This window comes from Paenibacillus cymbidii, from assembly GCF_004764705.1.
Taxonomy (GTDB): Bacteria; Bacillota; Bacilli; order Paenibacillales; family NBRC-103111; genus Paenibacillus_AN; species Paenibacillus_AN cymbidii.
The window spans coordinates 96926-117443 of sequence record NZ_SHLX01000015.1 but is presented as its reverse complement, the minus strand read 5'-3'; the positions used below and the strand labels follow the sequence as shown (position 1 = coordinate 117443).

The 20518-nt window shown below is 60.2% G+C and carries 21 protein-coding genes; 14 read left to right on the top strand and 7 right to left on the bottom strand.

Annotation, left to right across the window (positions count from 1 at the left end):
• The first annotated feature begins 56 nt into the window (after positions 1–56).
• A complete protein-coding gene (locus tag EXY20_RS20745; RefSeq protein ID WP_135554015.1) occupies positions 57–668 on the top strand; it encodes a biotin transporter BioY in 612 nt (203 codons plus the stop codon).
• A 356-nt stretch (positions 669–1024) separates the two neighbouring features.
• On the opposite strand, the gene EXY20_RS20740 is transcribed toward EXY20_RS20745, so the two are convergent.
• Positions 1025–2044: a Gfo/Idh/MocA family protein gene (locus EXY20_RS20740; protein ID WP_135554014.1), complete on the bottom strand. Its 1020-nt coding sequence runs from the start codon at positions 2042–2044 to the stop codon at positions 1025–1027.
• 3 nt (positions 2045–2047) lie between these two features.
• Positions 2048–2830, bottom strand: a complete 783-nt coding sequence (locus tag EXY20_RS20735) for a sugar phosphate isomerase/epimerase family protein (RefSeq protein WP_135554013.1) — start codon at positions 2828–2830, stop codon at positions 2048–2050.
• 142 nt (positions 2831–2972) lie between these two features.
• Here EXY20_RS20735 and EXY20_RS20730 point away from each other — a divergent pair, with 142 nt between their 5' ends.
• From EXY20_RS20730 to EXY20_RS20715, 4 genes are all read left to right on the top strand, one after another.
• A complete protein-coding gene (locus EXY20_RS20730; RefSeq protein ID WP_135554012.1) occupies positions 2973–3809 on the top strand; it encodes a helix-turn-helix transcriptional regulator in 837 nt (278 codons plus the stop codon).
• Positions 3810–3815: 6 nt separating this feature from the next.
• Positions 3816–4118, top strand: a complete 303-nt coding sequence (locus EXY20_RS20725) for a Dabb family protein (protein WP_135554011.1) — start codon at positions 3816–3818, stop codon at positions 4116–4118.
• Positions 4119–4319: 201 nt separating this feature from the next.
• Positions 4320–5537, top strand: a complete 1218-nt coding sequence (locus EXY20_RS20720) for an MFS transporter (RefSeq protein WP_135554010.1) — start codon at positions 4320–4322, stop codon at positions 5535–5537.
• Positions 5534–6217 carry an HAD family hydrolase gene (locus EXY20_RS20715; RefSeq protein WP_135554009.1) on the top strand — a complete coding sequence of 228 codons (684 nt, stop codon included), beginning with the start codon at positions 5534–5536 and terminating at the stop codon, positions 6215–6217. The genes EXY20_RS20720 and EXY20_RS20715 overlap by 4 nt, the downstream gene beginning before the upstream one ends.
• A 12-nt stretch (positions 6218–6229) precedes the next feature.
• Here the strand turns inward: EXY20_RS20715 and EXY20_RS20710 are convergent, their stop codons facing one another.
• Positions 6230–7156: a helix-turn-helix transcriptional regulator gene (locus EXY20_RS20710; RefSeq protein WP_135554008.1), complete on the bottom strand. Its 927-nt coding sequence runs from the start codon at positions 7154–7156 to the stop codon at positions 6230–6232.
• Positions 7157–7250: 94 nt separating this feature from the next.
• On the opposite strand from EXY20_RS20710, the gene EXY20_RS20705 reads away from it, so the two are divergent.
• Both EXY20_RS20705 and yunB read left to right on the top strand, forming a co-directional pair.
• Positions 7251–7736, top strand: a complete 486-nt coding sequence (locus EXY20_RS20705; RefSeq protein WP_135554007.1) for an effector binding domain-containing protein — start codon at positions 7251–7253, stop codon at positions 7734–7736.
• Positions 7737–7878: 142 nt separating this feature from the next.
• On the top strand, positions 7879–8712 hold the full coding sequence (yunB, locus tag EXY20_RS20700; protein WP_235886120.1) for a sporulation protein YunB: 834 nt from the start codon (positions 7879–7881) through the stop codon (positions 8710–8712).
• Position 8713: 1 nt separating this feature from the next.
• Here the strand turns inward: yunB and EXY20_RS20695 are convergent, their stop codons facing one another.
• Complete coding sequence (locus EXY20_RS20695; RefSeq protein ID WP_135554006.1) at positions 8714–9766, bottom strand: M23 family metallopeptidase; 1053 nt, start codon at positions 9764–9766, stop codon at positions 8714–8716.
• 145 nt (positions 9767–9911) lie between these two features.
• On the opposite strand from EXY20_RS20695, the gene larC2 reads away from it, so the two are divergent.
• Genes larC2 through EXY20_RS20680 form a run of 3 tightly spaced genes read left to right on the top strand, consistent with a single transcriptional unit; the run spans position 9912 to position 12439 of the window.
• Complete coding sequence (gene larC2, locus EXY20_RS20690) at positions 9912–10427, top strand: nickel pincer cofactor biosynthesis protein LarC2 (RefSeq protein WP_328592573.1); 516 nt, start codon at positions 9912–9914, stop codon at positions 10425–10427.
• A gap of 30 nt (positions 10428–10457) precedes the next feature.
• Positions 10458–11120 (top strand): class II aldolase/adducin family protein, encoded by a 663-nt coding sequence (locus EXY20_RS20685; protein ID WP_235886119.1) that lies wholly within the window; start codon positions 10458–10460, stop codon positions 11118–11120.
• Positions 11121–11125: 5 nt separating this feature from the next.
• Entirely contained in the window at positions 11126–12439 is a 1314-nt protein-coding gene (locus EXY20_RS20680; protein WP_235886126.1) for a four-carbon acid sugar kinase family protein, read from the top strand.
• Between the two features lie 286 nt (positions 12440–12725).
• Here the strand turns inward: EXY20_RS20680 and larC are convergent, their stop codons facing one another.
• From larC to larE, 3 genes are read right to left on the bottom strand one after another with little or no spacing between them, the layout of a single operon-like run.
• Positions 12726–13826, bottom strand: coding sequence for a nickel pincer cofactor biosynthesis protein LarC (larC, locus tag EXY20_RS20675; RefSeq protein ID WP_135554003.1), 1101 nt, complete (start codon positions 13824–13826; stop codon positions 12726–12728).
• Positions 13823–14620 carry a nickel pincer cofactor biosynthesis protein LarB gene (gene larB, locus EXY20_RS20670; RefSeq protein WP_167859391.1) on the bottom strand — a complete coding sequence of 266 codons (798 nt, stop codon included), beginning with the start codon at positions 14618–14620 and terminating at the stop codon, positions 13823–13825. Before larB ends, larC begins: the two co-directional genes overlap by 4 nt.
• Positions 14617–15462 carry an ATP-dependent sacrificial sulfur transferase LarE gene (gene larE / locus EXY20_RS20665; RefSeq protein WP_135554002.1) on the bottom strand — a complete coding sequence of 282 codons (846 nt, stop codon included), beginning with the start codon at positions 15460–15462 and terminating at the stop codon, positions 14617–14619. The genes larB and larE overlap by 4 nt, the downstream gene beginning before the upstream one ends.
• A gap of 526 nt (positions 15463–15988) precedes the next feature.
• Here larE and lipA point away from each other — a divergent pair.
• The 4 genes from lipA (at position 15989) to EXY20_RS20645 (ending at position 20489) form a co-directional block, all read left to right on the top strand.
• Positions 15989–16864 (top strand): lipoyl synthase, encoded by an 876-nt coding sequence (gene lipA, locus EXY20_RS20660; RefSeq protein WP_135554001.1) that lies wholly within the window; start codon positions 15989–15991, stop codon positions 16862–16864.
• A 23-nt stretch (positions 16865–16887) separates the two neighbouring features.
• A complete protein-coding gene (locus EXY20_RS20655) occupies positions 16888–17208 on the top strand; it encodes a YutD family protein (protein ID WP_135554000.1) in 321 nt (106 codons plus the stop codon).
• An 80-nt stretch (positions 17209–17288) separates the two neighbouring features.
• Positions 17289–18326 (top strand): efflux RND transporter periplasmic adaptor subunit, encoded by a 1038-nt coding sequence (locus EXY20_RS20650; protein ID WP_135553999.1) that lies wholly within the window; start codon positions 17289–17291, stop codon positions 18324–18326.
• A gap of 195 nt (positions 18327–18521) precedes the next feature.
• Positions 18522–20489, top strand: coding sequence for an ATP-dependent DNA helicase (locus EXY20_RS20645; RefSeq protein ID WP_135553998.1), 1968 nt, complete (start codon positions 18522–18524; stop codon positions 20487–20489).
• Positions 20490–20518 lie beyond the last annotated feature (29 nt).

The following is a 20518-nucleotide window of genomic DNA, read 5'->3' as shown; positions in this document are numbered from 1 at the left end:
AATTGGTTGACAATCGCCTTTTCTATCACTATAGCAAACGAAGGAGAGAAACTCAATTGAAAGCGAAGCTTACATTGCGAGGGGTAGCGTTTAGCGCCTTTTTCGCCGCATTGCTGGTTGTGCTCAGCTTTTACCGCATTTCGCTCGGATTCACCCCGGTGCCGATTACACTGCAGACGTTTGCGGTCATGCTCGCCGGCGGCTTGCTCGGCGCAAGGTACGGTCTGTTCAGCATGCTGCTGGTCGTCGTGCTGACGGCACTCGGCTTTCCGCTGCTGAACGGCAAAGGCGGCATTCCGTATTTGCAAGGCGCGACGGGCGGTTATATCGTCATTTGGCCGGTGTGCGCGTTTCTGATCGGCTGGTTCGTGCAGCGGGTGAAGCGCAACGATGCGGCCGGATTCGCGGCAATCGTGGCGATTATGGCGGTGTTCGGTTCGTTGCTCGTTTATGTGACCGGCGTGCCGTGGCTGGCGCACGTCGCCAAGTATTCGTTCAGCAAAGCGTTGACGGAAGGATTTTATCCGTATCTGATCGGCGACGCGATCAAGGTTGTGGCGGCGGCGCTGATTACGATCGCCGTGCGCCAGGTGTTCCCGGTCGAGCGGCTGACGGGCGGCAGCGGCCATGCGGTGCGCCGAGAGGCGGACCCGGCGTCCCGTGCCTAGCGCGCAGGGTTGTGCGGGAGGCCAGGTTGAAACCGGCCTCTCGAGCGAGGCCTCCGGCCAAAATAGCCAGTGAAACATGGCTTATTCGCCTGTTTTCCCTTCGCGCAAGCCAAATAGCCAGTAAAAACACTGGCTATTCTCAGCAAAGCGCCGCAAAATCGAACATTTCAGCGAAATAGCCAGCGATTTCACTGGCTATTTTTCATATCCCGAGCAAAAAGGAGCAAATAAGCCATTTTTCATGGGCTATTTTTCGAGTGCTGCCATAGCCCGCAGCCGCCCTTAAACCGCCAACCCAAAAAGCCGGCAAAACGGAACTTCGTGTCCGCTTTCCCGGCTTTTTCCCGCCAACTGCCTTACACTCGCACCACGAGTCCGTTCGCTTGCGACTCGAACGCCGCCAAAATAACCTTCAGCGAACGAAGCCCTTCTTCGCCCGAAATCGACGGCGGCGTATTCGTGACGATACTGGTCACGAACGCGTCGATGACGCCGCTTGTCGTCTGCTTCTCGTTCGTCGCCATGGCGCCGACGCGGTAACGCTCCTGCGTGTCGTTCCGCAGCTCGACGATCACCTGGTCGTTCGGGTCGGTGTCGATCTTCAGCACACCGTTCTCGCACCACAGAATCGTGCTGTTGTCGCCGCCCTTATAGTACGTCCAGCTGGCGACCAGCGTGCCGACCGCGCCGCTCTTCATGCGCAGAATGCACGACGCGTTGTCGTCGACGTCGGTGTCCTTCTTGTCAAGCGTGCCGACAAAAGCGGCGATATCGACCACTTCGTCGTCAAGCAGCCAACGAATCAAGTCGGACTTGTGCACGCCGAGGTCGCCCATCGCGCCCATGATCGCGTCCTGCTTGCGGAAAAACCAGCTTTCCTTGCCGTCGACGCTCCAGCTTTCCGGGCCCGGATGGCCGAATGCGGTGCGGAACGTCAGCACGCGGCCGAGTTTGCCGGACGCCAAAATTTCTTTGGCCTTCACGTGCGGCGGCATCAGCCGCTGGTTGTGGCCAACCATCAAGAACTTGCCGGCCGCCTTAGCTGCGGCGATCATCGCTTCGCCTTCTCCGGCGGAACCCGCCATCGGCTTCTCGACGAGCACGTGCGCACCGGCCCTGGATGCGGCAATCGATACCGGCGCATGCAGCCCGTTCGGCGTGCAGACGCTGACCGCGTCCGGCTTCACTTCGCGCAGCAGCGTTTCGAAATCGGTGTAAGCGACACCGCCGTATTGGTCGGCAACGCCCTGCGCGCGGCCCGGAACCGGATCGGCGAACGCCACAAGCTCGACATTCGAATTGGCCGCGTACTCCGGAATATGGCGGCGGATAGCGATCGCGCCGCAGCCGATGACGGCGACTCTCAGTTTGGCCATGGGTTAATTCGCTCCTTCGGCAACCGGATAATGCTGCTTCAGCCAGTTCAGGCTGTTCTCGATGCTGGCAAGCGGCGGGTTCTGGCAGTTGTCCTGCTCGACGATCAGCCACTTGACGCCCGCTTCGCCGGAAGCGGCGATCACGCCCGGCAGGTCGACCACGCCTTGCCCCAGCTCCAGCGTCTTCATCGAGCCGTCTTCGTTGCGGCTGAAATCTTTCAGATGCAGCAGCGGCAGCCGGTTCGCATAACGCCGAATATAAGCGAGCGGGTCCTGGCCGGCGGCTTGCACCCAGCAGACGTCCATTTCCACTTGAATCGCATCCGGAGCGGCGGAAGCGTACAACGCGTCGAACGCATAAGCGCCGTCCACCTGCAGGTCGAATTCGAACGCATGATTATGGTAGCCGAACTGCAGGCCGTGCTTGCGCACTTCTTCGCCGGTTTCGCGGAAGAAGGCGAACAGCTTCTTCCAGCCTTCCACGGTGTTGCGCTCTTCGAGCGGCACGCCCGGGCAAACGATATACGACCCGCCGAGCGTCTTCATGAATTCGATTTCGCCAAGCAAGTTATTGCGCAAATTGGCGAGCCCGACGTGGGCGCCAATCACTTTCAGTCCGTATTCGTCCGCAAGCGCCCGCAGCTCTTCCGCCGACCGGCCGAAATAGCCCGCAAACTCCACGCCTTCGTATCCGAGCGCGGCCACTTGCCGCAGCGTGCCCGGCAAATCTGCCGCCATGTTGTCGCGCAGCGTGTACAGCTGCACGCCGATTCCCATGCGTTGCATCCCCGTCACCTCTTCCGGTAAAATAAAATCGATTGCTTATTCGATGCTATTGTAGCGGGGAAAGCCGCCGCGTGAACATAGCCTATCCGGCTCCAACTTGACTTATTTGGCTAAAAAGCGACTAACCAGCGAGGTGACGTTCATGCCTGCCATATTGCTCGGCTGCGGTTATTCGCGGCATCAGACGCCGTTTGCCTCGATTATTCGCGAAGGGCTGCCGCATTACTTATTTCGCTTGCAAACCGAAGGCAGCGCCAGCGCCCTCGTTGACGGCAACATGACGAAAATTGCTGCCGGCAGCTTGCTGCTGTACCGCGTCGGCGAACCGTACGAACTGCGGCTGCAGGGCAAGGACGAGAACGGCGCCAACAGCGCGGACTATTATTTGTTCTGCAAAGGTTCCTGGATCGACGGGTGGTGGGCGCGAACGGACCGGCCGCAGCATACGCGCATCGACGCCGACGAACGGATCGTGACGTTGTGGCGCCAGCTCATGTTCGAGAACCGGCGGGTGCAGGAAGAGGCGGACCAGGAGCTGCTTGGCTGCTTGCTGCAAGCGCTTTGCCTTTGTCTCGACCGGGCGATTCGCGACGCCAGCCTTGGCGCCGGACGATCGTTTCCGGTGCAGCGGATGAAGCGCTATATCGAGGAAAATGCAGCCGCCATGTTCAAAATCGCGGACGTCGCCCGTCACGCGGGCCTCAGCGTATCGCGCGCCGTTCATCTATTCCGCGAAAGCTGCGGCACCACGATGATGAAATACGCGCTTGAAGTTCGTTTGTCGATGGCGGTGGAGCGCATGAAGCATACGACAATGACGCTCGATCAGATCGCCGACAACTGCGGCTTCGGCAGCTACCCGTATTTTCACCGCGCGTTCAAGTCGCGTTACGGCATGGCGCCGAAGGCGTATCGAGGCGCGGCTGCAGTCGGCGCGTCCGGCGGAAGCGACGACGTCGCCAGAGACAAGAGGAGGTGATGAACAATGGAGCAGCAAACCGTGCGGCATATGGTCATTTTTTGCCTGAAGCATGAGATCGGTTCGCCCGAGGCGGAGGCGTTTCTGCGTGCGGGACGGGAGGAGTTGACGGCGATTCCGGTCGTGACCCGGTTCGAGTCGTTCCGGCAAGTCAGTGTCAAAAACGACTACGATTATGGCTTTTCGATGGAGTTCGCCTCACAGTCCGATTACGACGCGTACAACGCGCATCCAAAGCATGTCGCGTTTGTCCGCGATCGCTGGGAGCGGGAAGTGACGCGTTTTCTCGAAATCGACTTCCGGCTGTAACAGGCGAGACGGCAAAAAGGGAGACAAACGGCGCAACGCGGAGCAAAACGGGAGATAATGAGCGACAAGAGCGGTTGTTACCGTTCACATCCTCGTTATTCCCCGTTTTCGCTTCTTAAGCCCCTTTACATTCGGTTCGTGAGCGGTCATCCGGTTATGCTATCATGTGTGGAGTGCAGCACGGGAGCAGACAGGACGGGAGTGTCAACTTTGCAAAACGCCAGCCGAATTCGCCGATTGCTGCTGATGAACGCGTCGTCGATGATTATCTTCAACTATATCGGCATCTTCGTAAACTTGTACATCTGGGAAAAAGAGAAAAGCATCTTCGACGTCACCTGGTTCAACCTGGTCATGTTCGTTTCGTGGATCGTCGCTTTCGCCATTGGCGCCCGTATCCTGACCCGTTACTCCAACCGGTTGCTGATCCGGATTACCGCGATCAGCGGCGGTTTGACGTTTCTGCTGTTAAGCTTCCTCGAGCTGGACAACAAGCTGCTGTGGATTTCGATCATCGCCATTCCGGTCGGCATCATGTGGGGCTTGTACGCCTCGACGCAAAATATTACGCTCAGCCTTTACGGCAAGGGGCGCGATTTTGAATCGTATTTTTCTTACTCCAGCTTGATCGGGCAGGCGATCTCCATCGCCAATCCGATCGTTTTTGCCCTTGTCATCCAGTGGCTCGGCTACAACGGATCGTTCCTGCTGATGTTCCTGTTCGTGGCAACGCTGCTTACGGTGTCGTTTTTCATCCCTACGCTTACGTTGTCCGAGGAACGCACGCCGCTGTTCGAAAACATCCGTTTCTCCGCCGTCTTCAATACGTCCGCGCTGCGCTGGATGGTGCCGTCGTGCATAACAGCCGGCTTGTTTATCCAGTTTCAGGGCTTGTTTGCGCTTATCTTTACGTTTTCGGTGTCGAGCGACAAGCTGGTCATCGCCATGTACAACATGTTGTACGCGTTGTCCTCGATCGCGGCGATGACGATGTACCGGCGGCTCAAGGTGGGGAACGGCAAGTGGCTGACGATCGGCGTGCTGCTCGTCTCCGTCGGCTTCCTGTGCCCGGTGTGGCCGGTGGCTCCGCTGCTTGTCATTTCCAACATTTTGACGACGATGGGGATGTTCTATTACGGGACGATATGGAACATGCGGCAGTTCCGCATCATCAGCAGCCGCACGCCGATCGAGCAGGCGCGCATCTTCATCTGGCGGGAGTGGATCCTGAACTTGTCCCGGATCGCCATGCTGGTGTTCACCCTGTTCGTGCGCGATTTGCACGGCACGTCGTTTTTCGTGCTGATCGGGCTGGCGGTCGTTTCCGCGCTGCTTGTCCCGTACTTTTCGCACAAAAGCGAGGTCGTTGACGGCCGGGCGGCAACGGAAAACGAAGTCGCCAAAGGGGGAGCTGTATGAAGTGGCAAGCGGTCATTTTTGATCTGGACAACACGCTGCTCGACCGGAACAAAACGTTTCGCAAGTATGCCGAAAGATTCGTCGACTTTCATCTTGGCCCGCTGGACATGCCGACCCGGGAGCGTTGCATCGAGATGGTTCGCGTCGCCGACCGCGACGGGTATCGGCGCAAACCGGAGCTGTACGCGGAGCTGCTGGAGACGCTGCCGTGGGAACCGGCGCGCAGGCCGGCGCATGCGTCGCTTCTGGCGTTTTACGACGCGCATTATGTATCGGGCTCGCACCTGATGGACGACGCGCATGAGCTGCTGGCTTATTTGCGCGGCCGCGGCGCGAGACTTGGGCTCGTCACCAACGGACGCAGCGAAATTCAGCGCGGCAAGGTCGAACGCCTCGGACTTGAGCCGTACCTGGATTATATCCTCGTTTCCGGCGAAATCGATACGGAGAAGCCGGACCCGCTCGTATACGAGACGGCGCTCGCCGGCATGAGCGTCGCGCCGGGCGACGCCGTGTTCATCGGCGACCATCCGGAGAACGACATCATGGGGCCCGCCGGCGCCGGCATGGACACGATCTGGCTGCGGCGCAACCAGCCGTGGATGGAGCATGTCGCGGCCCGACCGGCGGCGACGTTCCGCACGCTGCGCGAGCTGCTCGATTATTTCCGCCGGCTGTAAGGCAACCGGCGCTCAGGCATCTTCGGCTTCATACTTCCCCAGTATCGTACGCATATAAGCGACAAATTTGGCGCGCACATCGGGCGGGCCCAGCACCTCGCATTTGGCCCCGAACCGAAGCAGCGTGTCGTAGCCGGCCTCCCCGTCGACGATCGGATAAACGGCCACGCAGCTGTCTCCCTCCATTGACACAATGTTTTGCTCGCCGAATCGTTCCACCACGCGGTCCATGACCGACAAGGATAAACGAACGGTGACCGCCACCGTCGCCCGGTTCATAAACGCGCCGTCCATCGGCAGCGGTTCGAAGCGGCGCGGAATGAACGTTTCCGCCAGCAGCCGCAGCCCGCGCATGCGCGCCAGCTTGAAGATGCGGTAATCGCCGCGATCCGGGCAATACGCTTGCAAATACCAGCTGCGTTCCTTGAACACGACCAGGTACGCTTCGACCTGGCGCGAGCTCGTTTTCCCGTCCTTGTCAATGTACGCGAACGCCAAATAGCGAGCGCCGTTGATCGCCGCTTCGATGACGCCGAACAACGAGCGCAGCAGCCGATTGCCTTCGGGCAAGGTCAAATCGACGGCAAACGCACCTTCGCGTTCCGGGCGGTCAATAGCGCCGATGCCGCGCAGTTTCTCCGTTACGTGCGTCGTATGCGACCGGCCAAACAGCTGCCGGTAGCCTTCGAGGCCAACCGCCAGCGTCTGCACGTCTTTGGGCGTAAACAGGCGTTTGTCGATTTTGTACGACTTCATCAGCCCGACGCCTCCCGCCACCCCTTGCGCGGTATAGATCGGCAAGCCCGCCATCGTCAAAGCGTCGATATCGCGGTATATCGTTCTCCGGCTGACCTCGAGCTTCTCGGCCAGCGCGCCGGCGCTGATCACTTCCTGTTCCAGCATCATCATCACAATGGCGATCAAACGATCGATTTTCATAGGGACACCTCGATATAAGTATGCCATATAGCTGTCAACATTGGGATGTTACGCTGGACAGGCAAGACAAACTTTCCGGTGGAGGAATGGGAAAATGGCAGCTTATCGATGGGAACACAAACCGGCGTTTCGCGTGCTTGGGTACAAAGCGGCGCTGGAAGGAGCGGGTGGCGTGCATGACCCGGGCTACAGTGCGCAAAAAACGGCGTTTTTCAAACGGTTGATCCAGGAAGGGCAGATGGAGCGGCTTCGCCCGCTGGCCGAAAGCCGGAACGGCTTTGCCGCAGTTGCGGTGGAGGATGGGCGCGCCTGCTACTATGCAGGCGTGTGCACGTCGCGCTCCGGACCCGAGCATACGGAAGAGGCGCTGTTCCCGGCAGGGGAGTATCTCGTGCTGGCGGGAAGCGGCGGGCTGTCGCGGCTGGCGTTCGATCGGCTGGAGGACGAGGCGTTTGGCGAAGTGCTGCGCGAAGGCGCCGAATGGGAATATGCCGGCTCGCCGGTTGCGGAAGTGCTGCTGAACGGCAACCCGGCCGACGCGGAAGTCGAAGTATGGGTGCCTGTGCGCAAACGAAGCTGATCATGCCATGCCGCCCCCGGCCATAAGCCGGGGAATTTCGCCCCGGCCAAGTCCGGGGCTATTTTGTCCGCCCGGCGCATAGGCTGGAGAGGAGGGCGCCGTCCAGGCGCCGGCTGACATCCTTGATGGCGGAGGAACGACGATGGCGGGCAGATGGGGTAGCCGGAACATGTGGGGCAACATGCGAACGGTCAAATGGAGCGGGAATTCGGCCGGTCCGCGCGGCTGGCGGAGCGCTCCCGGCCCGCGCGGCTGGCGGAATGCTCCCGGCAGGCGAGGGGCGCGAACGAATCGCAGCCGCGGCAAAGCGCTGATGATCGTGTTTGTTTTGTTCTCCGCCTTTTCGTTTCTCTCGTTTCTGATGGTGGAGCGCAATTTGAAAGGGCCGCTGATGAGCCTGGCCAAAATCCGGGTAACGCAAATCGCCACCCAATCGATCAACACGGCGATCTCGGAGCAGATTGCCAAAGGCACAAGCTTCGAGCAGCTCGTCCAGTGGAAAACGGACAACAACGGCAAAGTGAGCGGCTTCATGCTGAATTACAACGAGCACATGAAAATAACGGCGGCCACGATCAATACCGTGCAGACGCTGCTGAACGACCTGAAGGCAATGCGCGAGCATATCCCGCTCGGGCAAGTGATGGGCAGCGCCATCCTCGGCTCGTTCGGCCCCGATGTGCCGATCAAGCTGGTGCCGGCGGGGGCGGTCAAGGTAGACCTCAACACGCGCTACGAAAATGCCGGGATCAACATGATTCTGGTGGAAGTGTATATCAAAATCGCCGCCGAAGTGGCGGTCATCATCCCGTTCGACTCCGAACCGCAAACGGTGGAGACGGAGCTGCCGATTTCGTATTTGCTCGTTGTCGGCGACACGCCGATGTATTACGTCGACAGCAAAGGCAACCCGATCGGCGATTCCAAGCCGCTGCCGCCAAGCGTCACGCTGCCGCCGAGCGGGGCGGCGCACTAGCTCAGCCGTTTTGCGGCTTGCCGCGCAGCCGCTCCTCGCGCTCCCAGCGGCGCAAATACGGATACGGATCGAACGACCATTCCGTCAGCCCGTTGTCGCGGTACAATCCGTAGTGCAGGTGCGGCGGAAACTTGCCCGACGTGCCCGGCTTGCCGTAGCCGGAGCTGCCGACCCAGCCGATCGTTTGGCCGGGAATGACCAGCGAGCCTTTGTGTACTTCTTTCTTGTTGAAGCCGGACAGATGGGCGTAATAATGGTACACGTTGTTCAGGTCGCGGATGCCGATCCGCCAGCCGCCGTAATCGTTCCAGCCCATCTCTTCAACGATGCCGTAGCACGTGCTGCGCGCCGGCACGCCGTAGCCGGCGAACAGATCGGTGCCTTCGTGGATACGGAAGCCTCCCCAGCCGCGGCTCGCTCCCCATGTGCTGCGGTACGAATATTCCGCTTTCAGCGGCAGCGGGAACGCATGCTTGTGCAGATCAAGCGTACCGAATGCGCCGTATATTTCGGCAAACTGCAAAATCCGTTCGACGCTGCGGGTGTTCTGGTAATACTCCCACAGGCCAATAGCCAAGTCGTCGGGGCTGGTCCCTTTGCGCGTTACGATTTGCGCCATTGCTATCAAGGTGTCCGTGTCGTTGTTCCGGTCGGCTTTGCCGTCGCCGTCGCCGTCCCGGCCAAGCCCTCCGAAGAATGCGATCGTCGGCAAGCTCGTGTCCCCTCGGTCCGGGTTCAGCAGGCCGCACCATTGTTCTTCCGTAAATAACACCGCGCTGAGTCGTTCCGGCAGCGGTTTTTTTTTGGCCAGGGCGATGGTGCGTTCGTATTGGTCGAGCGCTGCCAGTATCGTCCAAGGAACGCCGGTAACGAGGGACAACCGCTCGAACAGCGCTTTGCGTTCCGTAAAGAGCGTCGGATTCGATTCGGTCTGGCCGTTCGTGCGTTTTGCGCTCCGCGGCGCAGCGGCGGACGCGGGAATAGCGGTCCATACAAGCGTCGCGCAAACGGCGGCGCAAATCAGCGCGTGTTTCCATGTGGCGGATCGGCGCATGGGAAGTCCTCCTGATCGGGCGAGTGCGTTTTTTGGTAGCATGCGCAGATTGGGCGGGATTATGCCGCCAGACGGTCGGCTGCGGATTATTGCGCTGCAGGAGCGTTGCGCCTAATATGGAGATAGACTCAGCAAGCCGGCGCCGATTCGCGCCACAAGACAGAGGAGCGAGACTATGCCTTTCGAGCATGCGCACGAACATCGCGACGACAATATGATGGTCGTACAAGCGAATATTGACGATATGAACCCCGAGTTTTGCTCGTTTGTGACGGACCGCCTGCTTGCCGCGGGCGCTAACGACGTGTACTGGATTCCTATCATCATGAAAAAAGGCCGTCCCGGCATCATGCTGAACGTTCTTGTCGACGCGGCCAAACTGGAGCCGGTCGAAGCAGTTGTTTTTGCCGAAACGTCGACACTGGGGCTGCGCTATACGCGGGTGGCGTGCCACCGGCTGGGGCGCACATTCGAGCAGGTGGAAACGCCATGGGGGCCGATGACGGTGAAAGTGGGCTACCACAACGGCGAAATGGTGCAGTTCGCGCCGGAGAACGGCGAATGCGAACGAATCGCCAAGGAGCACGGCGTGCCGCTGAAAACCGTGTACGAACAAGTGCGCAGTCGGTTTATGCAGCGGCATGACGGCGGACCGAATTGACGGGAGAAGATAGGGCGGGAGGAGCATGTTATGATGGAAGAAACGGAGGCGCGCCGGCAGTTGGTTGAAGCGGGCCGGTATATGATGACGCATGGGCTCGCCTGGGGCAATGCCGGCAATATCAGCGCCCGGACGGGGCCGGACCGGTATGTGATCACCGCCAGCGGCACCTTTCTGGGCGAGCTCGACGACGATGATTTGGTGACGTGCACGTTCGGGGGGCAATCGCTGCATCCGGCCCGGCGCAAGCCGTCCAAAGAAATGCCGATGCACCGCGCCGTATACGAAACGCGGCCGGAAGTGAACGCGGTGCTGCATGCGTCGCCGTTCTACAGCACGCTGTTCGCCTGCGCAAACGAGGCGCTGCCTTCGGATTTGTTTGTTGAAACGATGTATTATTTGGAGCGTGTGGAGCGGGTGCCGTATTGCCATCCAGGCTCCGCCGAGCTGGGCGAAGCCGTGCGGCGGAAGGCGCCGCTGGCGAACGTGCTGCTGCTGGACAATCACGGCGTGCTCGTGTATGACACGAGCGTGCGCGAAGCCCGCATGGCGCTGCAGACGCTGGAGATGGCGTGCCGTTTGATCGTTACGGCGCGTTCGTCCGGCATTGCATTGTCCGCGCTCCCGCAGGAGACGGTGCTGCACTTTCTGCAGCACGCCGGCTACAAGCCGCGAAGGGAGTGGCCGGTTTGAGCGATATGTACGGCATGGTCGGCGTCGTGGCGGACGACATTACCGGAGCAGGCGATATCGGCATCATGTTCGCCAAAGCGGGGTTGACGGCGGACGTTTATTCCTATGGCGGAACAGGGACGTTTCGTCCCGACTCGGCTTGCGACGCGCTGGTGCTCGATACGGATTCGCGCTTCGACGAGCCGCTCGCCGCTTACGGCAAAGTGTTCGAAGCGACGAGGCGCTTGCAGGAGCTGGGCTGCACGCAATATATCAACAAGACGTGTTCGGTGTTCCGCGGCAACATCGGTCCCGCTTTCGACGCGATGCTGGACGCGCTGGGAGAATCGTTCGCCGTGGTGGTGCTCGGTTTCCCGAAGAACGGGCGGACGACGGTGGGCGGCATTCACTACGTGCATGGCCGCAAGCTGGAGGAATCGGAGTTTCGCCACGATCCGGTGCACCCGATGACGGACTCCGATTTGGCCGCCATCTTGCGGCGCCAAACGTCGCGAACCGTAGCTTCCGTGCCGTTTGCGGTCGTTGATGCCGGTGCTGAGACGCTGAGGGCTGAGCTTGACGGGCACCGCAGCGCCGACGTCCATTACGCGATCGTCGACGTGACCGATCAGGCGGCGCTTGCCGTCATCGCCGAAGCGGTGCATGACGTGAAGGTGCTGTGCGGCAGCTCGGCGCTGTCCGAGGAGCTGGCGCTGCTCCGGCAGCGGCGGACGGGCGCGGCAACGCTCGCGCAGCGGGAGCTGCCGATCCGCCGCACCGCCGGGCTCGGCGTGTTGTGCGCAGCCGGCAGTCTGATGCCGCAAACGGCGGCGCAGATCGCTTACATGAAAGAGCGCGGCATCGCGTCGTATCGGATCGACACGCTGCGACTGCTGGACGAACGCGAGCGGGAGGCCGAAACGCTGCGGCTAGTGGAGGCCATCGCCGCCGATATCGCCCGCGGCGTCGATGTACTGTACCACTCCGAGAGCGGCAGCGAGCAGGTGGCTGCGGTCAAAGCGGAGGCGGCGCGGCGCGGCATCGACAACAAGGCGGTGTCGCGGCTCGTTTCCGGCACGGTCGCCGCGATCGCTGCGGAGACACTCGCCCGCACCGGCCAGAACCGGCTGCTCGTCGCCGGCGGCGATACGTCCGCGGCGGTGTGCGCGCGGCTCGGCGTTACCGGCATGCGCGTGTGGAAGGAAATTCAGCCGGGGCTGCCGTCCTGCCTGACGCTGCCGGTTGACGCCGAACGCTCGCTGCTGCTCGTGCTCAAGTCGGGCAGCTTCGGCAAACCCGACTTTTTCGAGCAGGCGATCGCGCATTTGAAGCAGCAATAAGCAAGCTAAAGGCATCGCTCCCCGCTGCGGACGGGGGCGATGCCTTTTTGCGTTGGTCTGGTGTTTAAGGGGTTTTGGTGAAATAGGCCATGTTTTATTGGCTATTTCGCGAAAAATGCCCCGCAACAACAAAATAGCCAGTAATTTCACTGGCTATTCGGCAGGAATGCACGATATTGGGGCGATTTGGTTGAAATAGCCAGCGTTATTACTGGCTATTTCTGCCGAACCGCGCGTTGAAGCGGGAATAAGCCATGTTTTATTGGCTATTTTGCCGGTAGCTGCCCTAATGGTGCCGGGGGGCGCATCCGGCGACAATTTCGCGTTTTGGCGCTTCGCCGTCATCGTCGCTATTGACGGAATAGGCGCCGGCTTCTTCATGCACCAGGCCGCCGCCTTCCTTGCCGGTGACCAGTCCGAATACCGGCCGCTTGCCGGGCAGAACCCGCGCTGGGAGCTTAAACGCGCGATCCTGACGGTGCTCGTGTTTATGATCGTGCTTGTGCTCGTGTTCATGTCCGTGTTCATGATCATGATCATGCTCATGCCCATGATCATGATGCCCGTGTTCATGATGATGATGCGGGTGCGGATGGTCGTGCGCGTGCTCATGGGTGTGCAGCAGTTGCGTCGCAGCGGACCAGTCGGCGGCGAGCGTGTCGCTGTGGCCGACGACGACGCGCAGCACGTTCGGCTGGTCCGGCAAATTGCGCGTGCCTGCGCCATAGCCGACGGCGTCGACGATCATCGGCGGAATCGCCGGCATAAAATCGTGCGCCAGCGCAGCCACGATAGCGGCGCCGGTTGGCGTCGTCATTTCTACCATATGTTTGGTCCGCGCGATCGGCAGCCCTTTCATCATCTCCAGCGTCGCCGGCGCCGGCACCGGGTACAGCCCGTGGTCGCAGCGCACGACGCCCGAGCCGAGCGGCACCGGCGCGCAGAAGACGCGCTCCGCCTGCAGCGAATCGAGCGCCAGCGCAACGCCGATAATGTCGGCGATCGAATCGATTGCGCCGACTTCGTGGAAATGCACGTCCTCCGGCGGCACGCCGTGGATTTTGGCTTCGGCGAGGCCGATTTGTTCGAAAATGGCGAGACTGAGCGCCTTCGCCCGTTCGCCCAGATCCGAGCCGACGATCAAATTGACGATCGCGCCGTAAGAGCGGTGATGCGCCGGTTTGGTCTCCGGATCGATCACTACATCAAGCTTCAGCGCCGAAATACCGCTTTTGTTCACCCGTTTCCATTCGAGCTTGAACGGCTCGACGGCGATTTTGGCCAGTTCCCGTTCGATGTAGTCGCGGTCGGCTCCCGCATCGACCAGGGCGGCCAGCGTCATGTCGCCGCTGAGGCCGGAGAAGCAATCCAAGTACACGATTTTCATCGGCTGCGTCCCTCGTTCGCGATAGATTGATTGATGGTGCCCGCGCAGTAGCCGGCGCCGAAACCGTTGTCGATGTTGACGACGCTGACGCCCGGCGCGCACGAGTTAAGCATGGCGAGCAGCGCGGCGATGCCGTTCATACTGGCTCCGTAGCCGATGCTGGTCGGCACCGCGATAACCGGCTTCGCCACCAGCCCGCCGACGACGCTCGTCAGCGCGCCTTCCATGCCGGCGGCGACGACGATCACGTTCGCCCCGCGAATCAGCTCGAGCCGGCGGAACAGCCGGTGAATGCCGGCCACGCCGACATCGAAGATGCGCTCCACATGGTTGCCCATCACTTCCGCAGTGATCGCCGCTTCTTCGGCGACGGGCAAGTCCGACGTGCCGGCGCAGACGACGGCGATATAACCGGCGTTCACCTTCATGATCGGCTTCTTGAACCAGGTGAGCGCCCGTGCCGTTTCGTGATACGTTGCGCCGGGGATGGCGGCCAGCACCGTTTCCGCTTTGGACGCGTCGACGCGCGTCGCCAGCACGCGGTCGTTGTGCTCCATCAGCTTGGCGAAGATGGCGGCGATTTGCGCCGCCGTTTTGCCTTCGCCGAAAATCACTTCGGGAAAGCCGGTGCGTTTGGCGCGTTCGATGTCGAGCTGTGCAAAACCGAGATCGCTCACAGCGGACGAACTGTTTTGCTGCAGCAGCTTCAGCCGTTCGGCGGCTTCGGCGACGTCCAGTTCGCCGGCCTGCACTTGCTTGAGCAGTTGCTCCATGTCGGTTACGGGAATGGTCATAACGACGCTTCTTTCACTTTATCTTTGGTCGATTGGCTGAGCACCTCGTTCATGCTGCCCGTCCGGTAGCCCTGCAGATCGAGCGTGACGTAAGAGAAGCCGAGCTTGGTGAACTTGGCGTGAATCGCGTCGCGATGCTCGATCACCTTGGCGATTTCGTCCGGCATTACTTCGATTCGGGCGATTTTGTCGTGATGGCGCACGCGCACTTGATAGAAACCGAGCTGCGACAGGAAAAATTCGGCCTGGTCGAGTTGGTCGATTTTGTACCTTTCGATCTTGGTGCCGTACGGGATGCGCGACGAAAGGCAGGCGAACGACGGCTTGTTCCAGGTCGACAGTCCGAGCTCCTTCGACAGCGCGCGGATTTCGTCCTTCTTCAGGCCGGCTTCCTGGAGCACGCTGCGCACGCCTTGTTCGTTTTTGGCTTGCAGGCCGGGGCGGTAGTCGCCGAGATCGTCGACGTTCGAGCCGTCCAGCAAGAACCGGTAATCGAGCTCCTTGGCGAGCTGCTGCAGGTGCGTGTACAGCCCTGTTTTGCAGTGGTAGCAGCGGTCGGGGTTGTTTGCCACAAAGGAGGCGTTCTCGAGCTCCTTGACTTCCGTCTTGTACAGCTTGACGCCCATCTCTTCGGCAAGCGCGACTGCCGCGTCAAACTCCCGCGACGGGAACGTTTCCGAAGCTGCGGTAACGGCAAGCACCTGATCGCCGAGCTCCTGCCGGGCCCGCTTCAGCACGAACGTGCTGTCGACGCCGCCGGAGAACGCCACCATCACCCTGCCCATTTCCTGTAAAATATCGCCGAGACGGCGGTCCTTGTCCCGAAGCGCTTGCATATCCATCCCAAAATCCCTCCCAGACGTATGACCATCGGCGGAAGCAACGAGCCCGTGAAGCGCCGTGCGCCGGGCCGACTTTCGCCGCGTATGCGGATAATACCAGTGCGTGTTCAAAAAGCCGGCTTTTCAGCACCGAGAAGGTTGCGAGAACCCGCAGAAGGAGTAGCGGAGTTTAGGAAAATCCTAAATGAGCAACGGACTTCAAGGGTGAACGCAAGATTCGATGTCGAATACGCTCCCTGAAATGCTTCGTGATCAAAAGACGGCTTTTTGAACTTCCTCTACAGTTTACCATACCCCCCGGCCGGAAATCGAACAAAATGGCACCATTTCCAACAACGCCGGCCGTTACGCGGCGGATGCGCGCAAGTACAATGAAGAAAAGCTCCGCCGCCGCTCCTGTTCCGCCCTTCCCGCCCGCATATGCAGTTGCATGGACTGCCGCCGGTTTCGTGCTATAATATATTGATGATTGATGCAAATCAGCGAAATGGGCACGGCAGGACATCATCTGAAGGAAGTGGAAGGAATGGCGACGAAAGAACGCAAACCGGACTGGCTGAAGATCAAACTGGCCACCGGCGACCATTATAAAGAGCTGAAGCAGCTGATGCGCGGCAAAACGCTGCACACGGTGTGCGAAGAAGCGAAATGCCCGAACATCCACGAATGCTGGGCAAATCGCACGGCAACGTTTATGATTCTCGGCGACGTGTGCACGCGGGCGTGCCGCTTCTGCGCGGTGAAGTCGGGTTTGCCGACGGAACTCGACCTGCAGGAGCCGGAACGCGTGGCCGAAGCGGCCGAACAGATGGGGCTGCGCCACTGCGTGGTGACGTCGGTTGCGCGGGACGATCTGGCCGACGGGGGGGCTTCGATTTTTGCCGCGACGATTGAGGCCGTTCGCCGAAGAATGCCGCTGTGCGGCGTAGAAGTGCTCATTCCCGACTTCCTCGGCAGCGAATCGTCGCTCCGCACGGTGCTCGATGCGAAGCCGAACATCCTGAACCATAACGTCGAAACCGTCGAACGGCTGTCCGACCGCGTGCGGGCCAAGGCGAAATATCGCCGCTCGCTCGAGCTGCTGCGGCGTTCCTTGCAAATTGCGCCCACCATCCCGACCAAGTCGAGCATCATGCTCGGCGTCGGGGAAGAATGGGACGAAATTTTGCGAACGATGGACGACTTGCGCGAAGCCGGCGTGGCGATCATGACGATCGGGCAATATTTGCAGCCGAGCCCGCAGCATCTCGAGGTCGAACGCTATTACACGCCGGACCAATTTGCCGAGCTGAAGGCCGAAGGGATGAAGCGCGGCTTCCGCCACGTCGAATCGGGGCCGCTGGTGCGCAGCTCGTATCACGCGCACGAGCAGTCGGCCGGCGCGGCCCAAACGGGACAGTAACGATGGTCAAGGAGGAGCGGGGCATGATCGTCATCGGCGGCAACCAGTATGAAGTGATGCAGGATCACAAGAACGGATGGAACCCGGAAGCGTTCCGCGGCAGATTCAGCGAGGTGCTGGAGCGCTACGACTATATCGTCGGCGACTGGGGCTACAGCCAGCTTCGCTTGCGCGGCTTCTTCAAGGAAACGAACCCGAAGGCGACGAAGGAAACGTCGTTCGCCGGCGTACAAGATTATTTGCACGAATATTGCAATTTCGGCTGCGCTTACTTCATTCTCGAGAAGAGCAGCCAGAAAGCGCAGCAGCAGCCTAGCCAGCCGCGGCCGGAATTGGCCCCGTAACGCGGAGGCGATGCCGCAAGCGAGAGTTGGCCGGCTGCCGATGCGATAGCCCATACCGTCGTCAGGAGGCGTTCCGAACGATGCGGACAAGCCGCAGAACGAAAGCAACGGCCGCAATGACTTTACTGCTTGCGGCTTCCATTACGCTGGCCGGGTGCTCGCTGCTGCCGGCAGGCAAGACGGCGGCGCCCGAGCTGGTTGCGCCGGTGAAGCTTACCCCCGAGCTGCTCACCGTAAACCGCGGCAGCATAGCCCGCGAGCTGAACGCCTTCGGCATCGTCGTGCCGCTGACCGTCACCTACGTGCCTTTTACGATCGACGGCAAAATCGACAGCGTTAACGTCCGGGCCGGCGTTGCGGTCAACAAGGGCGATGTGATGTACAAGCTGCAGCGCGGCACGCTTGACATGGATCTGAAGCAGCAGCGCCTTGCGCTGGCGAATGCGCAGCTGGCTTTGCAGCAGCTTGACGGTTCGCCGGACGACGAAACGGCCCGGCTCGCGCACATGAGCGTCGAAATCGAACAATTGAAGCTCGACCGTCTGCTGAAACGCGAACAAAGCTTGCCGCTGACGGCGCCGCTGTCCGGCATCGTGACGTTTGCCGACGACTTGAAGCAGGGCGACGCCGTTGTGCCGTACCGCGACATTCTGGCGATCGCCGACCCGGCTGCCATGCAAGTCAAGATTACCGTAGGAGTCAGCGATATGTCGCTGATCGCCAATATCGATGTGGGCATGCCGGCAGACGTTACGATCGGCGGCGCGACGTACAAGGCCAAGGTGGCGCAAACGCCGTCCACCGCCCCGTCGTCGATCGACGAGCGGGAACGCGACATCAATTCCCGCACGCTGCTGATCCGTTTCGACAGCATGCCGGCTAACAAAGAGGTCAGCTTCGGAGTCGGGGCGGCCGTCCGTATCGTGTCGGAGCAGAAGGACAATGTCGTCAAGCTCCCGCGCGTTGCCGTGCGTTCGTCGCAAGGGCGTTCCTTCGTCCAGGTCATGGACGGCGGCGTACGCAAGGAAGTCGATGTCGAGCGCGGCATGCAGACAGCGACGGAAGTGGAAATTACTAACGGCCTGAAGGAAGGCCAGCAAGTGATCGTCAACAATTGATTCCCCCCGGTTTCTGCTAAAGCAGCGTGAGCAACGCCACAGCGCACTCGTCCCGTCAGGGGCGGGTGCTTTTTGTTTCCCGAATGGGTATGATTCCGGGCCCGGCATCGGGCGCAACAACGGGAACAATTGTTTCCTTATCCGCCATGTGTTAGAATTACCCGAATAAAGGCGCGCGGTTGGGGGCAGCAGGTAATGAATCGATATCCTTTCGTGTACGAACATAGCAGGCCGTTTATGGAGCAGGTTGGCGAATGGATCGCCGATGTGTTCTACGATTTATTGCCGGAAGCGGGCTTCGAGGTGCGAGACGAACAAATTTACATGGCGTTCCAAATGGAGCGGGCTTTCGCCGACAAACAAACGATTTTTGCCGAAGCCGGAGTCGGGACAGGGAAGACGCTGGTGTATTTGCTGTATGCGATCTGTTACGCCCGTTACACCCGCAAACCGGCGATCATCGCGTGCGCCGACGAGTCGCTGATCGAACAACTGGCCAAGCCCGAAGGCGATTTGGCCAAGCTGGCGCAGCATCTGAGTCTGGCCGTCGACGCCAGATTGAGCAAATCTTCCGACTCCTACGTATGCTTGGTCAAGCTCGATGCGGCGAGGTACGAATACGAGGATGCGGCCATCTACCAAACGATGTACAAGGAACTGCCCGAGTTCGTCCACCGGTTCGAAGCGATGCAATCGTTTTATGCCTACGGAGACCGGAAGCAATATCCCGAGTTGAGCGATAGGCAGTGGAAACGAATCAATTGGGATTCGTTTCAAGACTGTTTTGCTTGCGAGAGACGGCATCGGTGCGGGCTTACGCTGTCGCGCGAGCATTACCGGCAATCCGCCGATTTGATCATTTGTTCGCATGATTTTTATATGGAACACGTGTGGACGTACGAAGGGCGGAAACGGGAGGGACAGCTGCCGTTGCTGCCGGAGCATTGCGCTGTTGTGTTCGACGAAGGGCATCTGCTGGAATCCGCCGCCCAGAAGGCGCTGACATACCGGTTGAAGCATTCCGTGTTCGAGGAATTAATCATTCGTTTGCTGAAAGGGGAAGTACGCGAGTCATTGGCCGTGCTGATCGATGAGGCGATTGAGTGGAGCGAAGCATTGTTCGCGCTGCTGTCGCGCGAAAGCGTGGCGATACCGGGCTCCGAGCGGAAGCAAGTTGTGATGAGCGAACGATTGCTGGAACAAGTGCGCGAGTTTCGTCTGGTGCTGGACGCCATCGAGGAAACGCTCGTATTCGAAAGCGAAATGTTCACACTCAATGAGTACCATCTGCGCATCGTCGAAGAACATCTCGACATGCTGCAGAAGGCGCTGCGTCTGTTCCACCAGTCGAACGGGCTGATCTGCTGGGTAACCGAAGAAGCGGACGGACTGGCGCTCGTCATTATGCCAAGAGCCGTCAAGGAAGTGCTGCAGGAGCGCGTGTTTTCCCAACACATGCCGGTCGTCTTTTCGTCTGCGACGTTGTCGGTAGGCGGCACATTCGATTTTGCGGCGGATAATCTGGGCGTTTCACGATACTTGGCTTTCCGCGTCGCTTCTCCGTACGATTACGCGGAGCGGATGCAGGTTGTGGCGCCTCAGTGGCCGAACGGCGACTCGTTCGAGGAAAAAATGAAAGCCGCCGTCCGCTGGCTGCACCGTTCGGGAGGGCGGGCATTGATTTTATTCCCGTCCCAAGATGAGCTGAGGCGCTTCAAAGAAACGCTGCCATCGTTTACGGAATGTGCCGGCATGCGGGTTCTGTTCGAGGGGGACCGGGAAATCAGCCATTTGATCGCCGCCTTCCAGCAAGACGAGACGAGCGTCCTGTGCGCCGTTACCTTGTGGGAAGGACTCGATATCCCCGGCCCTTCGCTGTCGAGCGTGATCGTATGGGCGCTGCCGTTCCCGCCGCAAGATCCGCTCTTCACGGCCAAGCGTCAGACTGCGGCGCGGCCATATGAGGAGGTTGATCTGCCGTACATGCTGCTTCGCCTGCAGCAGGGCATGGGGAGGCTGATTCGCGTTCGTGAAGACCGCGGGACGATCGTCATCCTTAGCGAGGAGCTGCACCGCGACCCGCAACTGCGCCGGCTGATCGAAGGGCTGTTGCCGCCGAACGTTGCTTTGTTGGACCAAGCCGCACCGGGTGCGAGGGAATAGGACGGCTTGTGTGTACCCGCTCGCGCTCC

Coding starts and splice junctions, on each gene's coding strand:
- EXY20_RS20740 (WP_135554014.1), bottom strand. CDS start 2,044: ATGGCCAAACTGAGAGTCGCCGTCATCGGCTGCGGCGCGATCGCTATC.
- EXY20_RS20735 (WP_135554013.1), bottom strand. CDS start 2,830: ATGCAACGCATGGGAATCGGCGTGCAGCTGTACACGCTGCGCGACAAC.
- EXY20_RS20730 (WP_135554012.1), top strand. CDS start 2,973: ATGCCTGCCATATTGCTCGGCTGCGGTTATTCGCGGCATCAGACGCCG.
- EXY20_RS20725 (WP_135554011.1), top strand. CDS start 3,816: ATGGAGCAGCAAACCGTGCGGCATATGGTCATTTTTTGCCTGAAGCAT.
- EXY20_RS20715 (WP_135554009.1), top strand. CDS start 5,534: ATGAAGTGGCAAGCGGTCATTTTTGATCTGGACAACACGCTGCTCGAC.
- EXY20_RS20710 (WP_135554008.1), bottom strand. CDS start 7,156: ATGAAAATCGATCGTTTGATCGCCATTGTGATGATGATGCTGGAACAG.
- EXY20_RS20705 (WP_135554007.1), top strand. CDS start 7,251: ATGGCAGCTTATCGATGGGAACACAAACCGGCGTTTCGCGTGCTTGGG.
- yunB (WP_235886120.1), top strand. CDS start 7,879: ATGGCGGGCAGATGGGGTAGCCGGAACATGTGGGGCAACATGCGAACG.
- EXY20_RS20695 (WP_135554006.1), bottom strand. CDS start 9,766: ATGCGCCGATCCGCCACATGGAAACACGCGCTGATTTGCGCCGCCGTT.
- EXY20_RS20685 (WP_235886119.1), top strand. CDS start 10,458: ATGATGGAAGAAACGGAGGCGCGCCGGCAGTTGGTTGAAGCGGGCCGG.
- EXY20_RS20680 (WP_235886126.1), top strand. CDS start 11,126: ATGTACGGCATGGTCGGCGTCGTGGCGGACGACATTACCGGAGCAGGC.
- larC (WP_135554003.1), bottom strand. CDS start 13,826: ATGAAAATCGTGTACTTGGATTGCTTCTCCGGCCTCAGCGGCGACATG.
- larB (WP_167859391.1), bottom strand. CDS start 14,620: ATGACCATTCCCGTAACCGACATGGAGCAACTGCTCAAGCAAGTGCAG.
- larE (WP_135554002.1), bottom strand. CDS start 15,462: ATGGATATGCAAGCGCTTCGGGACAAGGACCGCCGTCTCGGCGATATT.
- lipA (WP_135554001.1), top strand. CDS start 15,989: ATGGCGACGAAAGAACGCAAACCGGACTGGCTGAAGATCAAACTGGCC.
- EXY20_RS20655 (WP_135554000.1), top strand. CDS start 16,888: ATGATCGTCATCGGCGGCAACCAGTATGAAGTGATGCAGGATCACAAG.
- EXY20_RS20650 (WP_135553999.1), top strand. CDS start 17,289: ATGCGGACAAGCCGCAGAACGAAAGCAACGGCCGCAATGACTTTACTG.
- EXY20_RS20645 (WP_135553998.1), top strand. CDS start 18,522: ATGAATCGATATCCTTTCGTGTACGAACATAGCAGGCCGTTTATGGAG.